This is a genomic window from Streptomyces sp. NPDC020845 (assembly GCF_044334165.1).
Lineage (GTDB): Bacteria > Actinomycetota > Actinomycetes > Streptomycetales > Streptomycetaceae > Streptomyces.
In genome coordinates, this window is sequence record NZ_JBIRSJ010000010.1 from 76,073 (window position 1) to 90,774 (window position 14,702).

General features: G+C 70.3%; 18 protein-coding genes and 1 pseudogene. 7 read left to right on the forward strand and 12 right to left on the reverse strand.

Features of this window, described 5'->3' with window-relative positions; translation table 11 throughout:
* Positions 1-21: 21 nt before the first annotated feature.
* The 6 genes and pseudogenes from ACH4U7_RS26335 to ACH4U7_RS26360 form a co-directional block, all read right to left on the reverse strand.
* Complete coding sequence (locus ACH4U7_RS26335) at positions 22-645, reverse strand: hypothetical protein (protein WP_398530310.1); 624 nt, start codon at positions 643-645, stop codon at positions 22-24.
* Positions 642-1,166 (reverse strand): RNA polymerase sigma factor, encoded by a 525-nt coding sequence (locus ACH4U7_RS26340; protein ID WP_398530311.1) that lies wholly within the window; start codon positions 1,164-1,166, stop codon positions 642-644. The genes ACH4U7_RS26335 and ACH4U7_RS26340 overlap by 4 nt, the downstream gene beginning before the upstream one ends.
* A gap of 225 nt (positions 1,167-1,391) precedes the next feature.
* A complete protein-coding gene (locus ACH4U7_RS26345; protein WP_398530312.1) occupies positions 1,392-1,520 on the reverse strand; it encodes a zinc ribbon domain-containing protein in 129 nt (42 codons plus the stop codon).
* A 139-nt stretch (positions 1,521-1,659) separates the two neighbouring features.
* Positions 1,660-1,821, reverse strand: a pseudogene (locus ACH4U7_RS26350) (helix-turn-helix domain-containing protein); the annotation flags it as partial.
* Between the two features lie 7 nt (positions 1,822-1,828).
* Positions 1,829-2,029 (reverse strand): DUF397 domain-containing protein, encoded by a 201-nt coding sequence (locus ACH4U7_RS26355; RefSeq protein WP_398530313.1) that lies wholly within the window; start codon positions 2,027-2,029, stop codon positions 1,829-1,831.
* Positions 2,030-2,040: 11 nt separating this feature from the next.
* Entirely contained in the window at positions 2,041-2,922 is an 882-nt protein-coding gene (locus tag ACH4U7_RS26360) for a helix-turn-helix domain-containing protein (protein ID WP_398530314.1), read from the reverse strand.
* A 230-nt stretch (positions 2,923-3,152) separates the two neighbouring features.
* Between ACH4U7_RS26360 and ACH4U7_RS26365 the strand changes: the two genes are divergently transcribed.
* Together ACH4U7_RS26365 and ACH4U7_RS26370 are read left to right on the forward strand one after the other, a co-directional pair.
* A complete protein-coding gene (locus ACH4U7_RS26365) occupies positions 3,153-3,650 on the forward strand; it encodes an ATP-binding protein (protein ID WP_398530315.1) in 498 nt (165 codons plus the stop codon).
* 23 nt (positions 3,651-3,673) lie between these two features.
* Positions 3,674-4,378: a hypothetical protein gene (locus ACH4U7_RS26370; RefSeq protein WP_398530316.1), complete on the forward strand. Its 705-nt coding sequence runs from the start codon at positions 3,674-3,676 to the stop codon at positions 4,376-4,378.
* 16 nt (positions 4,379-4,394) lie between these two features.
* Here the strand turns inward: ACH4U7_RS26370 and ACH4U7_RS26375 are convergent, their stop codons facing one another.
* From ACH4U7_RS26375 to ACH4U7_RS26395, 5 genes are all read right to left on the reverse strand, one after another.
* Complete coding sequence (locus tag ACH4U7_RS26375) at positions 4,395-6,701, reverse strand: ATP-binding protein (RefSeq protein WP_398530317.1); 2,307 nt, start codon at positions 6,699-6,701, stop codon at positions 4,395-4,397.
* A gap of 108 nt (positions 6,702-6,809) precedes the next feature.
* Positions 6,810-7,400, reverse strand: a complete 591-nt coding sequence (locus tag ACH4U7_RS26380; protein ID WP_398530318.1) for a DUF6879 family protein — start codon at positions 7,398-7,400, stop codon at positions 6,810-6,812.
* A gap of 40 nt (positions 7,401-7,440) precedes the next feature.
* A complete protein-coding gene (locus ACH4U7_RS26385; protein WP_398530319.1) occupies positions 7,441-7,710 on the reverse strand; it encodes a hypothetical protein in 270 nt (89 codons plus the stop codon).
* 107 nt (positions 7,711-7,817) lie between these two features.
* Complete coding sequence (locus tag ACH4U7_RS26390) at positions 7,818-8,816, reverse strand: ADP-ribosylglycohydrolase family protein (RefSeq protein ID WP_398530320.1); 999 nt, start codon at positions 8,814-8,816, stop codon at positions 7,818-7,820.
* A gap of 64 nt (positions 8,817-8,880) precedes the next feature.
* Positions 8,881-9,129: a YceI family protein gene (locus ACH4U7_RS26395; RefSeq protein ID WP_398530321.1), complete on the reverse strand. Its 249-nt coding sequence runs from the start codon at positions 9,127-9,129 to the stop codon at positions 8,881-8,883.
* Here ACH4U7_RS26395 and ACH4U7_RS26400 point away from each other — a divergent pair.
* Positions 9,110-9,445 carry a MarR family transcriptional regulator gene (locus ACH4U7_RS26400; RefSeq protein WP_398530322.1) on the forward strand — a complete coding sequence of 112 codons (336 nt, stop codon included), beginning with the start codon at positions 9,110-9,112 and terminating at the stop codon, positions 9,443-9,445. The two genes, ACH4U7_RS26395 and ACH4U7_RS26400, sit on opposite strands and share 20 nt — an antisense overlap.
* Positions 9,446-9,555: 110 nt before the next feature.
* Here the strand turns inward: ACH4U7_RS26400 and ACH4U7_RS26405 are convergent, their stop codons facing one another.
* Positions 9,556-10,665 (reverse strand): ferritin-like domain-containing protein, encoded by a 1,110-nt coding sequence (locus tag ACH4U7_RS26405; protein ID WP_398530323.1) that lies wholly within the window; start codon positions 10,663-10,665, stop codon positions 9,556-9,558.
* Between the two features lie 251 nt (positions 10,666-10,916).
* On the opposite strand from ACH4U7_RS26405, the gene ACH4U7_RS26410 reads away from it, so the two are divergent.
* The 4 genes from ACH4U7_RS26410 to ACH4U7_RS26425 all read left to right on the forward strand — a co-directional run bounded on the left by ACH4U7_RS26410 (position 10,917) and on the right by ACH4U7_RS26425 (position 14,702).
* Positions 10,917-11,858 (forward strand): diiron oxygenase, encoded by a 942-nt coding sequence (locus tag ACH4U7_RS26410; RefSeq protein ID WP_398530324.1) that lies wholly within the window; start codon positions 10,917-10,919, stop codon positions 11,856-11,858.
* A gap of 118 nt (positions 11,859-11,976) precedes the next feature.
* The gene (locus ACH4U7_RS26415) at positions 11,977-12,843 is read left to right on the forward strand and encodes a TetR/AcrR family transcriptional regulator (RefSeq protein ID WP_398530325.1); all 867 of its coding nucleotides are present in this window, start codon (positions 11,977-11,979) and stop codon (positions 12,841-12,843) included.
* A 10-nt stretch (positions 12,844-12,853) separates the two neighbouring features.
* The gene (locus tag ACH4U7_RS26420; RefSeq protein WP_089514259.1) at positions 12,854-13,120 is read left to right on the forward strand and encodes a hypothetical protein; all 267 of its coding nucleotides are present in this window, start codon (positions 12,854-12,856) and stop codon (positions 13,118-13,120) included.
* A 208-nt stretch (positions 13,121-13,328) separates the two neighbouring features.
* Complete coding sequence (locus ACH4U7_RS26425) at positions 13,329-14,702, forward strand: NlpC/P60 family protein (protein WP_398530326.1); 1,374 nt, start codon at positions 13,329-13,331, stop codon at positions 14,700-14,702.

A 14,702-nucleotide genomic window follows, 5' to 3' on the forward strand; every position in this document is an offset into this window, starting at 1 on the left:
GTCCAGCCGCCCGCCCCTCCGTCAGCGGGTCAGGCCCAGCGCCTTGAGTACACCGTCGCTGAGGGCCACGCGGTTGTGCGGCCCGGCCTTGGCGTGGCCGGCCTCGATCCCGTAGTAGCCCTGGGTGGTGTTCACCAAGACGTACTTCCCGTCGCCCATGCGCTCCAGCAGCAGGACGTACTCGTGCCGGACGGTGAGTTCGGGTCCTGCGGGCAGTGAGGCGCCGCCCGGGCTGGGGTACGACGCGTGGATCGTACGGCCGGGGGGCTTGCCCTTGCCCGTCGCCACCACCCTCACCGTGGCGATGGTCTCCGAGAACCCGTCCTCGTCGGTCTCACGGGTGGCGTCGACGCGGGCGCGGACGACGACATCGGCGTGCCGCTCCAGGTCCCCGGTGGTCATGTAGTACGGCTCGTCGGCGGCGGGGGGTTCGGCCGGGCGGCCACCGGAGCCACCGCCTTGCGAGCCGTACACGGTGACGAGGGTGACGACGACGGCGACGGCGACCGCGAGGGCGGCCACGGCCCCGCTCAGGACCAGCCCGCGCCGACGCGCACGCTGTCGTCCGGACGGCCTCGCGGGCTCTTCAGGCGCCGACTCCTGGACCGGATTCGCCTGCTGCATCAGGGACTTCACACGGATCATGCCGACTCCAAAGGCGAGGGGGCCGGGGCCCGGTGAACGTCGCGAAACGCCTTGCGCGCACGGTGCAGCCGCACCCACACGGCCGGTGCGCCACACCCCAGGACGGCCCCGGCCTCGGCCGCGCTCAGCCCGTCCCAGTAGCTCAGCACCAGCACCTCGCGGTGGTGGGCGGGCAGGCGGTCGAGCGTGTCGAGCACCGCCGAGTCCTGGCCGGTGGCCGCCGTACGGCCCTGCTCCTCGGCGATGCGCCGGTGCAGCTCGCTCAGGCGGGGCTCGGCGCGGTAGTGGTTGCGTACGAGATTGCGGGCGGTGACGAACAGCCAGCCGGCCGCGATCTCGCCCCTGTCCTCGAGGGTGCGCTCCCACGCGATACGGAACACCTCCGCCGCAAGCTCCTCGGCCGCGCCGCGGTCGCCCACTCTCCGGTGCACAAAGGCGACGATGCGCGGGTGCTCGCGCGCGTACACCTTGGTGAACCGCGCCGAGCGCCCGCGCCCGTCCCCCGTTTGAATGGTCTTCACGCCCCCTATATGTCTCGCGCCCCCGGCATCCTTACCGGGCCACCCCGGGATCCTTACCGGGCCGCACCCAGGACTCGCCGCAGCCCCACGAACACCAACGCCCCGGCGACGCGTCCGAGCTACATCCAGGTGCCGCTGCGGGTGCGCACGCCGATGGGAGAGCTGTCGATGTTCGGCACGGTGACTCCTCCTCCGGATGAATCCGGGGGCTTCTCCTGTCGGTGGCTAGGCCACGTCGGGAAGGACCAGCCCGGCCCTGAGTGCGACGTTCCAGGCGCCCACGCGGTCGGCGTGGTCGGTGTGCCCGCACTTGGTGCACTGGAACTTTTCGCCGTCGCGGTTCTCACCGTCCACGTGCCCGCAGCGGGACAGGTGCGGGAGGTGTTGCGGGGGTCCACGGGTATCAGTACACGACCGGCGCTTTCAGCCACGGCGTGAGGGGCGGCAGTGGTACGTCATCCTCGCCTGCGACAACGTGCCTGCCGAACCACTGCCGCTGCCCATAGGTGATACTCGCCTTCGAACTGTGCCGGTAGGCGCCCCGACGCTCCTGAAGCGCGCCGTTGTAGAGGGAGCAGTGATCCCGAAGCATCTCCGTGAGGGCCTGCGCCCGCCGGACAGTGGGGCGCAGCAAAAACTTGTACGCACGCAGCAATCCGCGCTCAGCCCGTAAGGCGGTCGAAGTTCCCGGCCTTCGCGGCGGTGAGGAAGGCGGACCATATCGCGCGGGTGGTCGCGGCGGTGACCCGCGGGTCGTCGCTCTCCCGGAAGTGGATCAGCCCATCGGGCCCGGTCGCGACCTCGACGCATTCACCCTGCGGACCAGTGCTGAAGGAAGACTTGCGCCATATACGCTCGGACATCGGACTCCTTCTCACAGTTCGTACATCACATGCTGGATCAAGCTCAGAGAGTCGCGGCTGCCGTGGGACTCCGGCGCGGCTTCCGGGTCGACGGGAGCGAGCGCCAGGTCCGTCAGCTTCTCGAACATCTTGGCGTACTCGTCGATGTGCTCTCCACCCCCAAGGAACATGGAATTGCCCGGGTACTCGAGGTAGACGGTGTGCAACTCGGGCGTTGAACCCTCGAAGAGCAGGAAGGGTCGACTGAAGGCCGCGTACGCTCCCCTTTCGAACGGGAAGATCTGCAGGGTCACATTGGGCAGCCGGGCAAGTTCGATCAGCCTCAGCAACTGCTTGCGCATGATCCTGCCGCCACCAACCTGCACGCGCAGCGCCGCTTCATGGATCACCGCGTGATAGGTGACCGGCGACTCACCATCAAGGACCCGCTGTCGCGCCATCCGGAAGCCCACGTATCGATCGTCGTGCGTGTGATCTTCGCTGGTGGCGAGGATTTCCGCACGCGCATAGTCCTCCGTCTGGAACATGCCCGGGATGAACAGCGGCTCGTGCATGAGGATCGCCGTGGAACGGGACTCCAGCTCCGCCAAGTCGAGGGCGCTTCGGCCCATGACGTCGCGGAATTCGTCCCACCACCCCTTGCCCCGCTCCTGCGCCATCTCCATGAGCCCGTCGAAGAGCGGTCCCTGCGGACACCCGTACTCGCGCAGGAGCTTGTAGAGCCGATTCCGCGACACATCGATCCGGCCCGCCTCGATGTTGCTGATGCGAGCGCGGTCCGCCTCCAGGATCACGGCGGCCTGGTCGCCTGAGAGCCCGGCCCGGTTGCGCAGCTTCCGCAGTTCAGCGCCGAGGCGGCGCTGACGCTCGCTCGGCTGACTCCTGGGTGCCATGCTCACTCCTCCTCACGATGTGCGGGCAGTCTGCACAGCGCCCGAGCGGGCGGTCCACCGGTTACGCCTTCCACCACCCCTGCGGGGGAACTTCCCGAGAAAAGGTTGCAGCGAGGGAAAACCGTTCCCTATCGTCGAAATCGACCTTACCGCGCTGCTCAACGCACAAGTGACCACCACGCAACTCCACTTGACGTGACAACACACGCACCGCACCCCAGGAGGCCGACATGCCGCCTTCCGACTCCCACCTCGTCTCCCTCGTCTTCCCGCCCGAGCCCGTCTGGGTCCGGGCCGCCCGGGAAGCCGTCCGTACCCTCCTCGCCGCCGCCGACCGGCGGGACCTCGCCGACACCGCGCTGCTGCTGACCTCCGAGGCCGTCACCAACTCCGTGAACGCCTGCCTGCGCAGTGGTTGTTCCACCCCCGTCACACTCTTCGCCGAGTGGACCAACCCCCACCACCTCCGCGTCCTCGTGCAGGACGAGGCCCCCGGCCTCCCCGTCCCCTACGCGCCCGCCACCGAGGACGAACACGGCCGGGGGCTGGCGCTCATCTCCTACGGCGCCGACGCGTGGGGCGTATGCGCGCACGGTCCGGGGCCCGGCAAGGCGACATGGTTCGAGCTGGGCCTTCTTTCCCCGCCCCCGCAATCGGGTGAATCCGACCGACTCCCGCCGCGTACAGCGATCCGCTCCCCCGTGAATCACTCAAGGTGGTTGTCCTGACGTCGGAGTGATCGGAGTCCACCGTGCGTCGAACGCGTCTGCTGACCGCCTGTGCCACCACCCTGATCGGCCTCGCCCCAACGACTGCCGGCTCTGCCTCAGCGGCACCGTCCCCGGCCGCTACGCCCGAGCGGGTGACCGGGACGGTCAGCCTGTGGTCGGCCGACTACAAGGGCGCCGGAAGTTACGTCGACTGCCCGAGGATGGACCACCCCATCGACCTCACGCTCGTCCTGGACACTCCGCCTCTGGAGAGGCAGTACATCGACCGCTGCAACGACTCGATGCGCGTCGAGTGGTTCGTCACCTACAGCTATGTGAGTCCGGCCCAGAACTCCAATGCGGCCGTCGCCAGAGAGAACCAGGTCAATGTCCGTGTGCACGGAGTCCTGTACGAAGGCGACTCCGAGCAGACGATGGGCAAGAAGGGCGAGATCGACCGGGACTTCTCCCTTGGGCCCGGCCGCCCACTGCAACAGACAGTCGAGATTCTCAACCAGGCACAAGCCAGCCCCAACGACGCGAGAATGACCGACAAGGCATGGGCCCAGTTCGATCTCAAGAACGACAATCCGCTCGCCGCGCCCCAGGATTCGCCGCTCTCCCCGCTGAAGTTGGACAAGCTGCCAGGCCTGGACAAGTTGCCCGGCTTGGACAAGCTAGGCAATGGGGGCGGGCTGTTGGACAAGGTGGGCGGCCTGGGCGGGAAGCCCCTCTCCATTCCGTAACGCCAAACCCTAGCGGTCAGCGGTCATACGCCAGTCGGCCCTCGATCCGCTCTCGCAGCTTCACCGCGCGCGCGTCGTCGTAGTCGGCCAGGCGGCCTAGGGCGTCGCCCCAATGCCGCCTGCCCGCTGCCGCGTCTTCGGTGAACAGCGATGTCGCGAGGCCGTCCAGGGCCAGGGCAAGATGCCAGGAGTCACCCAGTTCCTGATGGACCGCTGCGGCCGTGCGGAAAAAGTCGGCCGCTTCGCCAGTGCGCTCAAGGCGCTGGTATGTCCTGCCCGCGCCGTACCAGGCGAGCGCTTCGCGGCTGCGGTCGCCCAAGCGGCGGTGGATCACGGCGGATCGCTGGTACGAGATCAGAGCCTCGGCGCACTGCCCGAGCGCTTGCTGGACATCGCCCACATAGAGCAGCCAATACCCCTCCATCACCCGGTCACGCAACTCCAAGGCGATCTCCAGGGCTTCGTGCGCGGTCCGGGCGGCTTCGGCCAATTCGCCGCGTTCCAGGTGGATCGCACTGCGCACGCGGAGGGCATTGCCCACGCTGCCCTTGTTCGCCATCCGCTCATGTACCACAAGGGCTTGTTCAAGATTGCTTTCTGCTTCGGTCAAGCGTCCGGCCTCAAAGTGCACTGTGCCGAGATTGGCGCGGGTGACCGCTTCCCAGTGCACAGCGTCGAGTTCGTGGAAGACGGCCAAGGCTCGTACGAAATGCTCTTCCGCGTCGCGTAACCGTCGCGTACGGAGGGCGAGCAGTCCCAGAGCGTTCAGCGCGGATGCCTCGCCCCGGGGGTCGGACAGCTCCCGTCGGATGGTCAGCGCCTCGCGATGCGCGTTCAGGGCCTTTGGAAGGTCGTTGAGCCGCCGGTAGGCGAATCCAAGGCTCTCCAGAATCTTGGCTTCGCCGACCCGGTCACCAAGACGTCGCACCGCCCTCAGGCCGATTTCTCCCGTGACGAGCCAGTCGGTGACGGCGGCCGACGGGGCCTGGGCGCTCCAGAACACCGCGGACAGCTGCCAGGCGTAGCGATCGAGTCCGGCCTTCTCAGCGGCGCGCACCGCGGCGACGAGATTCGACTGCTCCCGCTCGGACCAGTCGACGGCCTGGTCGTAGTCGGAGAGGGACAGGGGAGCGGCCCGCTCGTCCGGTGGATCGAGCGGGAGGCGTTCGCGGGCGGGGGTGATCCAGCTCTGCGCGGCATCGGCCGTGCGCAGATACCAGTCGAGTACGCGCCGCAAGGCCGCAGCGCGGCTGTCGGCCGTCTCGTCCAGGCGGCTCTGCTCGGTCGCGTAGGCTCGCAGAAGATCGTGGAACTCGAACCGGTCGGGTGCGGTCTGCTCCAATAAATGCGCCCCGACGAGCACATCCAGCAACTGCCGCGCCCGCCGCACGCTGATACCTGCAAGAGCGGAGACGGCTCCGAGGCCGAAGGCAGGCCCCGGGTGCAGACCGAGCAGCCTGAAGAGGCAGGCCGCGTCCGGGGGCAGTGCCCGGTACGACCAGGCGAACACCGAGCGCACCGCGTCGGCGTCCTGCTCGTCCCCCGTGCTCAGAGCCGCCCACAGCGCGGACTCGTCACGCAGGTCGGCGATCAGCTCGTCCAACCGCATATGGGGATGGCTTGCCGCGCGCTCCGCCGCGATGCGCAAGGCCAAGGGCAGTCGCGCACAGAGTCGGGCGAGCTCGGCCAGCTTCTCCGCATCGTCCTCAGGGCGATAGCCGGACGTCACGACGCGCAGAAGGGACACCGCCTCCGGCTCGGGAAGGGTCCCGAGGGTGATGCGGTGCGCCCCATCGCGTACGGCGAGTCCGGACAGCCGGCCCCGGCTGGTGACGACCACCAGGCAACCGGCGTGGCCGGGCAGCAGCGGCCGCACCTGGGCCACGGTGGCGGCGTTGTCCAGGACGATCAGCATCCTGCGGTCCGCCACCAACGAGCGGAACAGCGCCGACGCGGCCTCGGTGTCCGTCGGCACCGCGCCCGGCTCGACGCCGAGGCCTGTGAGGAACCGGTGCAGTGCTTCCTGCGCGGTGACCGGCTCGCCCGGGTCATAGCCCCGCAGGTTGACGTAGAGCTGACCGTCGGGGAAATCGGCCTTCACCTGGTGGGCCCAGCGCAGAGCGAGAGATGTCTTCCCCGCTCCCGCAGTACCGGCGATCACGCATATGGCGACCACGACGGGGTCGCCCTCGCCACCGGCCAAGATCGCGTCGAGGCGGTGCAACTCCTCCGTACGGTTGACGAAGCCCCTGACGTCACCGGGCAGCTGTCGCGGAACGACCCGGGCGGGGTCGTCCGCCGCCCGGGTGCTGTGGAAGTGCACTCCCCCGGAGATGGCTCCCGCTTGTACGACATCGCGTGAGGATCCCGACAGGTCGTTGTCCGTGTCTTCCCGACGCCTCCCGTCCGCGCCTTCGTGCCTGGTGATCGCTTACACCGCTTTCGGCTGCGGCGGCTTCGGCGGCGGCGAAAGGTGCGCCACGCGGCGTTCGAAGTAGGACAGCAGATCTTCCCCGGCCTCGTACAGTTCCTTGATGAAGCTCTCCCAGCGCCTGGTCAGCTCGGCGTCCGTGAAGCGGATCGCTCCGTCCAGGAAGCCGGCTTCCGTGTAGACAACCTGGTACAGGACCTGGCCGCCGACCACCACGACTTGGGGCAGCGGGCCGGTGATCTCCAGCGAGCTCAGGGCAGCGGGCGTGACGATCCGAATCTCCTTGCCGGCCTCCGACTGCACCCGCAGCGCATGCAATTCCCACTGCATATAAGGCGTCAGCGGCTCCTCCACCACGCGAACGCGGTGAAAAGCGGTGCCGCGCTCCCGGTCGCGCTGGGCCGTCTTGAGGTGCGCTTCCCGCCCCTCGTCGAGAAGCCGCAGGGCTTCCTCCCAATGGCCTCGGCAGAACGCTTCCCAGCTGTCGTCCAGTTCCTCGAACTCCTGCTGCCGCTCGAACTTCCAGGAGTGCCGGTCGCGGAGCTCCGCTCGACGCTGCCGGAATTCGCTTTGATAGGCATCAAGGAGCAATCGTTCTCCTTGGCCGACGGGGAGCTCGAGGGCGCTCCGGTTAGGCATCCGCGATGTCCGGCTTCGCGGAGCGGAGCATGCGTCCCGGAATGACCACCAGGCGCTCATCCGATGCGATGGTGACATCCGCGGGCAGACGTTCGGCGTAGGCGTCTGTGAGATCGCGTCCGACGATGGCGATGTCACCGTTCCCGAGTTCCCAGATGTCCGGGCAGCCGTCCTCGTCCTTGGTCGTGCCCAGCTCCTTGGCCGACTTCCGCAATCGCCGCACGAATAACGCGGTCGGATCGGCTTCCCGGGGACGGGCCATGCCGTCTCCCCCTGTACGTTCAGCTCGATGGCTACCGAGCGTACGGAGAGCGCCTACGTACCGCAAGAAACGCGTCGGCCAACCTGGCTGAGGAGCGCCCACTCGGTCTACGACAGACCCGCCACCCACGCGGGCAGCGGCTCTCGTCGTCCCAGCCAGGCGGCCGGGACGGCCGATACGCCCGTGCCCGCTCCTACGACGCCGCCCACGATCGCGCAGGTGGTGTCCACGTCTCCAAGTCCCTCCGCCGTGGCCCACAGGGCGGCGATCAGGTCGTCCTGGTGGCAGGCGGCGCACCATAGGGCGAAGGGGACGGTGTCGTCGGCCCGGATGCGGCGGCCGCTGCCGAGCAGGTCGGCGGCCTGGCGCGGGGTGGTGGTGGGCGGCAGGGCGATGGCGTGGATCAGGCCGTCGCGGACCGGGCCCGGCGGGGTGCGGTCGGCGACCTGGGCGAGGAGATCCGGAGTCGGTTCCGGGGCCGGCTCCGGGATCGGGACGCTGCCGTCCGGAGTCGGTTCCGGAGCCGATTCAGGGGTCTGGACGCGGCCGGCGGTGAGGGACGCCGCTACCGCGACCGCGACCGCGCCTGCGATGCCTTGTGGGTGGGCGTGGGTGACCTCGGCCGAGCGGCGGGCCTGTTCGGCGGCCCGGTCCGGGTCAGCGCTGAACCACGCGCCCAGCGGCGCGACCCGCATCGCCGCGCCGTTGCCGAAGCTGCCCTCGCCGCCGAACAGGGCGCGGGTGGCGGACGGCCAGGAGGTGGGGGCGGCGGCGAGTGACGGCAGGAGTTCATGCATGCCACTGCCGTAGCCGCGCCCGGGGTCGGACAGGAAGGTGTCGGCCAGGGTTTGCGCCAGCCGCGGTTGGTCGATCTTCCCGTGGTCGTTCAGCACGCTCAGTACGCCGAGCGCCATCGCCGTATCGTCCGTCCACGGCCACGGCGACTCCTCCGGGACCGCCCGCGCCCGGATCTCCTCGTACGCCCGCCGCCGGTCGCGGAAGAGCGGGAACCAGCGTTCGCCGAAGGCGTCGCCGAGGGCCAGGGCCTCGATACTGCGGCGGGCGGCCGACGGGTTCGGAGTTGGGGTCGCGGTCATGGTGCGCATCGTGCCAGCGGGGGGAGGTTCGCCGCACCGCGGTTTTTCGGCCCGCCGAGACGCTGTTCGTCCCTTACGCGCGCCCGCGGATGAAGCGGGCCTCGACCGTGATCGCGGTCTGGCCCTTCATCATGCCGAGCTTGTTCCAGGTGAGCCCGAAGTCGGCCGGGTCGACGGACAGTTCGGCGGTCAGGGTGACCCCGTCCGCGGTGGCGCCCGGTGCGGTGGCGGTGAAGGCCAGCGGGCGGGTGGTGCCGCGGACCGTCAGGACGAAGACCGGCCTGGCGCCCTCGTCGTTCCAGGTGCTGTGGTTCCTGCTCACCGCCCCTGAGAACGCCGCGCCGATGAACCAGCTCGCGGCCACCCTCGGCTTCACCACGGCCGGCACCACCAAGGTCGCCGACCGGCTGGCCGAGGCCGGGCTGCTCGAGCGCCGCCCCTCGCCGTGCGACCGCCGCGTCATCCTCGCCCGGCTGACCGAGCCGGGCCTGACCGCCGCCGTCACCGCCGCCCTCACCCTGGCCGACGCCCTGCGCAAGCGCGTCGTCGGGCCGCTGGGCGCGCAGAGCTTCGGCTCGCTCGTGGCCGGGGTCGGCGCGGTCGATCCCGCCCCGAGGCCCCGGGACAGCTGCGGCTGAGGCCCCCAGCCCGCAGCCACCCCCTCAGCCGTCAGCCCCGTCAGCCGCCCACCGTCAGTCGTCCGCCCTCAGCCGCCCACCGTCAGTCGTCCGGTCAGCCCCGTCCGTCGTCAGTCGTCCGCCGCGCCCTCGGCGATCGCCGCCGCCACCTCCCCCGTACGCGCCGCCTCCTCCGCCCTGAAGCGCCGCGCGTCGAGCCGGTCGGCCAGCTCCTCGTCCTGCGCCATCAGCTGGTCGAGGTCGCCGTCGCCCAGCTCCAGCACGCCCAGGTCGACATAGGCGCGCCGCAGCCGCGCGCCCCACAGCCCGATGTCCTTCACACACGGCACGATCCGGCTGAACAGCAGCTTGCGGAAGATCTGGAGCTGCGGGGCGCGTTCGGTGTACTCGTGGGCCTCGGCGCTGGGGATGCCGAGGTTCTCCAGGACCTCGACCCCGCGCAGCCGGTCGCGCATCAAGTAGCAGCCCTCGATGACGAATTCCTCGCGCTCGCGCAGCTCCGCGTCCGTGAGCTGCCGGTAGTAGTCGCGCAGCGCCATCCGCCCGAAGGCGACATGGCGGGCCTCGTCCTGCATGACATAGGTGAGGATCTGGCGGGGCAGCGGCTTGTCCGTGGTGTCGCGGATGAGCCCGAACGCGGCCAGCGCCAGACCCTCGATGAGCACCTGCATGCCCAGGTACGGCATGTCCCAGCGGGAGTCGCGGAGGGTGTCGCCGAGCAGCGCGGCCAGGTTGTCGTTGATCGGGTAGAGGGTGCCGAGCTTGTCGCGCAGAAACCGGCTGTAGATCTCGGCGTGCCGCGCCTCGTCCATGGTCTGGGTGGCGGAGTAGAACTTGGCGTCCAGGTCGGGGACCGACTCCACGATCCGCGCCGCGCACACCATGGCGCCCTGTTCACCGTGCAGGAACTGGCTGAACTGCCAGGCGGCGAAGTGGTGCCGCAGCTCGCCCTTGTCCCGCTCGGTCATCTTGCCCCAGTGCCGGGTGCCGTGGAGGGGCAGGGCATCGTCGGGGGTGCCCAGCGGGTCGTACGGGTCCACCTCCTGGTCCCAGTCGATCCGCTTCACGGCGTCCCACTGCTTGTCCTTGCCCTTCTGGTAGAGGGCGAGCAGCCGTTCCCGGCCTTGGCCGTAGTCCCAGCTGAAGCGGGCCGCCCCGGTGGCGGGCACCTGCCACTTCGGATCCCCGGGGTCCATCGCGTAGAGCTCCTGCGTCGGCATTCGACGCCTCCTTCGCCTTGCTCGCTCCCCCGTAAACGGATGGGAAAACGCGGGCTCACACGTCTAGTACAGCCGAGCCATATGCCACTCGAGGATCGGTCGAGCGTATCGGCGGCCCGCTCTCCGGGCGGGCTTGACGCCGCCGTACGCAGGGGATTGACGTGCTTGCTGACACAGCGTCTCATAAGACGTATCCGCCGGTAACCCTCCCGGCGGCCCCGCCACGACCGAGGTACGCCGAGGTGCCAAGCATGACGACCACGATCCGACCCACCGCGCCACGCGATGCGCTCGGGCTGCTCAAGGACCGCGAGGCGGTGGCCGAACGGCTGCTGAAGTCCTCCGCCCGGCACTCCTTCGACCCGGACACCGAGCTCGACTGGGACGCGCCGTACGAGGAGGGCATGTGGTTCTGGCCGCCGGAGCTGCTGTCCCTGTACGACACGCCCATGTGGCGGCGGATGTCCGAGGAGCAGCGCATCCTGCTGTCCCGGCACGAGTTCGCCGCGCTGCTCTCGCTCGGCATATGGCTCGAGGTCATCCTGATCCAGCTGCTCACCCGCCATATCTACGACAAGCCCTCGACCAGCGCGCATGTGCGCTACGCGCTCACCGAAATCGCCGACGAGTGCCGTCACTCGAAGATGTTCGCCCGGCTGATCGCCAAGGGCGGCACCCCCGCCTATCCGCCCGCCCCGCTGCACCACAACCTCGGCCGCTTCTTCAAGACGGCCTCCACGACCCCCGGCTCCTTCACCGCGACCCTGCTAGGCGAGGAGATCCTGGACTGGATGCAGCGGCTGACCTTCCCCGACGAGCGGATCCAGCCGCTGGTGCGCGGCGCGACGCGGATCCATGTGGTGGAGGAGGCGCGCCATGTGCGGTACGCCCGGGAGGAGTTGCGCCGCCAGATGGTGTCGGCGTCCCCGTGGAAGGCGGAGGTGACCCGGCTCGGCTCGGGCGAGTTCGCCCGGGTGTTCGCGCGCGCCTTCGTCAACCCCCAGGTGTACGCGGACGTCGGGCTCGACCGGCGCGCGGCGGTCGAGCAGGTGCGGGCGAGCGTCCATCGGCGCGAGGTGATGCGTACGGGTGCGAAGCGGCTGACGGACTTCCTCGACGACATCGGCGTGCTGCGGGGCGCGGGGCGCCGGTTGTGGCATAGCTCGGGCCTGCTGGCGGCGCCGGGCGAGTGACCGAGCACGGCGACCGTCGACAGGGGCTGAGGCGCCCCGGGGGCACCTCCCAGCGGTAGCCGGGGGAGAATCGAGCCCAGAAAACAATTCGCACGCAGGGGCGGTTACGCTGCCAGGCATGACGACAGGCAGCGGCACCGCCCCGGCGCAACCGGCGGCGACAACGACCCGTGCCGCGGCGTCGCCCGCGACACCCGCCACACCGGCGGCCAGCACGCCGACTTCCGACACGCCGGAGGCCCCCGCCACCCCGGCGGCTGCGGCCCGCCGCGCTACGCGCCCCGCGTATCGCAGGCTCAGCGTGGAGGAGCGGCGGGCTCAGCTGATTGCCGCCGCGCTCGGGCTGTTCGCCCATCGCGCGCCCGAGGACGTCTCGCTGGACGACGTGGCCACCGCCGCCGGGGCCTCCCGGCCGCTCGTCTACCGCTACTTTCCCGGCGGCAAGCAGCAGTTGTACGAGGCGGCGCTGCGCAGCGCCGCCGATGAGCTGGAACTGTGCTTCGCCGAGCCCCGGAGCGGCCCGCTCACCGTACGTCTTGGCCGGGGGCTCGACCGCTATCTCGCCTTCGTGGACGAGCGCGACGCGGGGTTCAGCGCGCTGCTTCAGGGCGGCAGCGTCGCCGACACCTCGCGGACCAACGCGATCGTCGACGAGGTGCGGCGCGCCGCGGCCGATCAGATCCTGCTCCATCTGGAGGTGGCGGAACCGAGCCCGCGGCTGCGGATGATGGTGCGCACCTGGATCACCGCGGTCGAGGCCGCCTCGCTGATGTGGCTGGACGAGGGCAAGCAGCCGCCGATGGCGCAGCTGCGCGACTGGCTCGTCGACCACTTCGTCGCGCTGATGGCCGCCACGAGCGCGAGCGACCCGCAGACGGCGCGGGTGTTGCGCGCGGCGCTCGCGCTGGAGACGGCGGAGGGGCAGGCCGGGGCGCTGGCCCGGCGCGTGATGCCGGTGCTCGGCGACGCCTCCCACCTGCTGTGAGACTGGGCCGGTGAGAAGCGAGGAGACGCCCTTCGTGGGCGGGCCGCTGGACGGCCGGGTGCTGCCGGTGCTGGTCGGGATGACCGGGCAGCCGCCGAAGACGTACGAGGTGCCGGTGCCGGACGAGGGCGGCGGCCCGCCGACGGTGTACGTCTACCGCCGGGTGCCGGCCGCCACATCGCGGCGGCTGGGGCTGGTGCGCGGGTGGCGGTACGAGTACGACCCTGAGGGCAAGGCGCAGGGCGGGCTGAAATGGCCCTGGTCAAAGCCTGGCTGACGGTACGCCAACCGTTACGGCCGCGCCGCCCGACCCCACCACCGCTCGCACAGGCATACGACGGAACGGGCGCGCGGATCGACCGCCGGACGGGTGACCGTATTGGCCCGACTCGCGGATAATTCTCCTGAATATACGACTGGTCATGTCACGATCGCCCCGAGGTCGACTCGTCGAGCCCGGAGGTGAACCCGTGTCAGGACGCATCGTGCGATCTGTCTGCGCGGCGGCGCTGACCGCGGCCACCGCGCTGGCCGCGCCCGTCCCGTCGGCGCCGGCCGCCGCCGCGCCCGCGCCCGCCCCAGCGCCCGCCCCCGCGCCCGCCGAGCAGTCGGTCGCGGAGCTGCTGACGCAGCTCAAGACGCTGTACCGCAAGGCCGAGGAAGCGAGCGAGGCGTACAACGCCACCGAGGAGAAACTGCGCAAGCAGCGCGCCAAGACCCGGGCGCTGACCGCCGCCCTCGCCCGCACCCGCGCCCACCTCGCCATCAGCCACGACGAGGCGGGGCAGCTGGCCCGCGAGCAGTACCAGGGCCGCACCCAGCTCTCCTCGTACCACTTCCTGATGGCGCTGCTGTCCCCGAGCCCGGACCAGGTCACCGAGCAGACGCGCGAGCTCGGCCGGGCCGCCGACCGCCAGGCGATCCTCGTCGAGCGGCTGACCAGAGGGGAGGCACATGCGGAAAGGCTCGCCGAGCGGGGCCGGGCCGCGCTGAAGAAACAGCTGTCCCTGGCGACCAAACGGAAGAAACAGCGGGACAAGGTCGAAAGACGCCTCACCGCCATCGAGCGGACCCTGGCCTCACTGACCCTCCGCCAGCTGCGCGAGCTGGAACAGCGGGAGTACGAGGAAACCGAGAGGGCACAGCGGGAACTGCTCGCCTCCGGGGTCCTCGACCCGCCGGTGGACGACATCGCGGGCGACCCATGGGACATCGACACCGGCAGCCGCACCAACCGCGGCAGAGCCCCCGACCCCAAGGCCGAAGACGCCCCGCCGGACACCCCACCCGATACCCCGTCCGACGCCCCCTCCGACGCCCCGCCGGACGCCGCCGCGGACCCCGAGGACACCGGCGCCGCCCCGGAGCCAAAGCAGGAGCAGGAGCCCGAGCCGGAGGAGAGCGAGGAACCGCCCCCGCAGGGCAAGGAGCCCCCTCGCAAGACCACGCCCGGCCACCGCCGCACACCCCACCGCCCCTCCGCCTCCGTGGTGGCCGGCCAGCGGGCGCTGAAGTATGCGCTGAACCAGATCGGCAAGCCGTACGTCTGGGGCGCGGAGGGGCCGGGCTCCTTCGACTGCTCGGGGCTGACTTACCAGGCGTGGGCGCACGCCGGACGGCCCATCCCGCGCACCAGCCAGGAGCAGTGGCGCCGCCTGCCGCGGGTGAAACTCAACGAGCTGCGCCCCGGTGACCTGGTGATCTATTTCAAGGGCGCCACCCATGTGGCCATCTACGCGGGCAACGGCATGGTGGTGCAGGCCCCGCGCCCGGGCAGCCGGGTCAAGCTGTCCCCGCTCGCCTCCAATCCGCTGCGCGGCGCCGTACGCCCGACAGCGCGCGGCAAGACCAAGGACTGA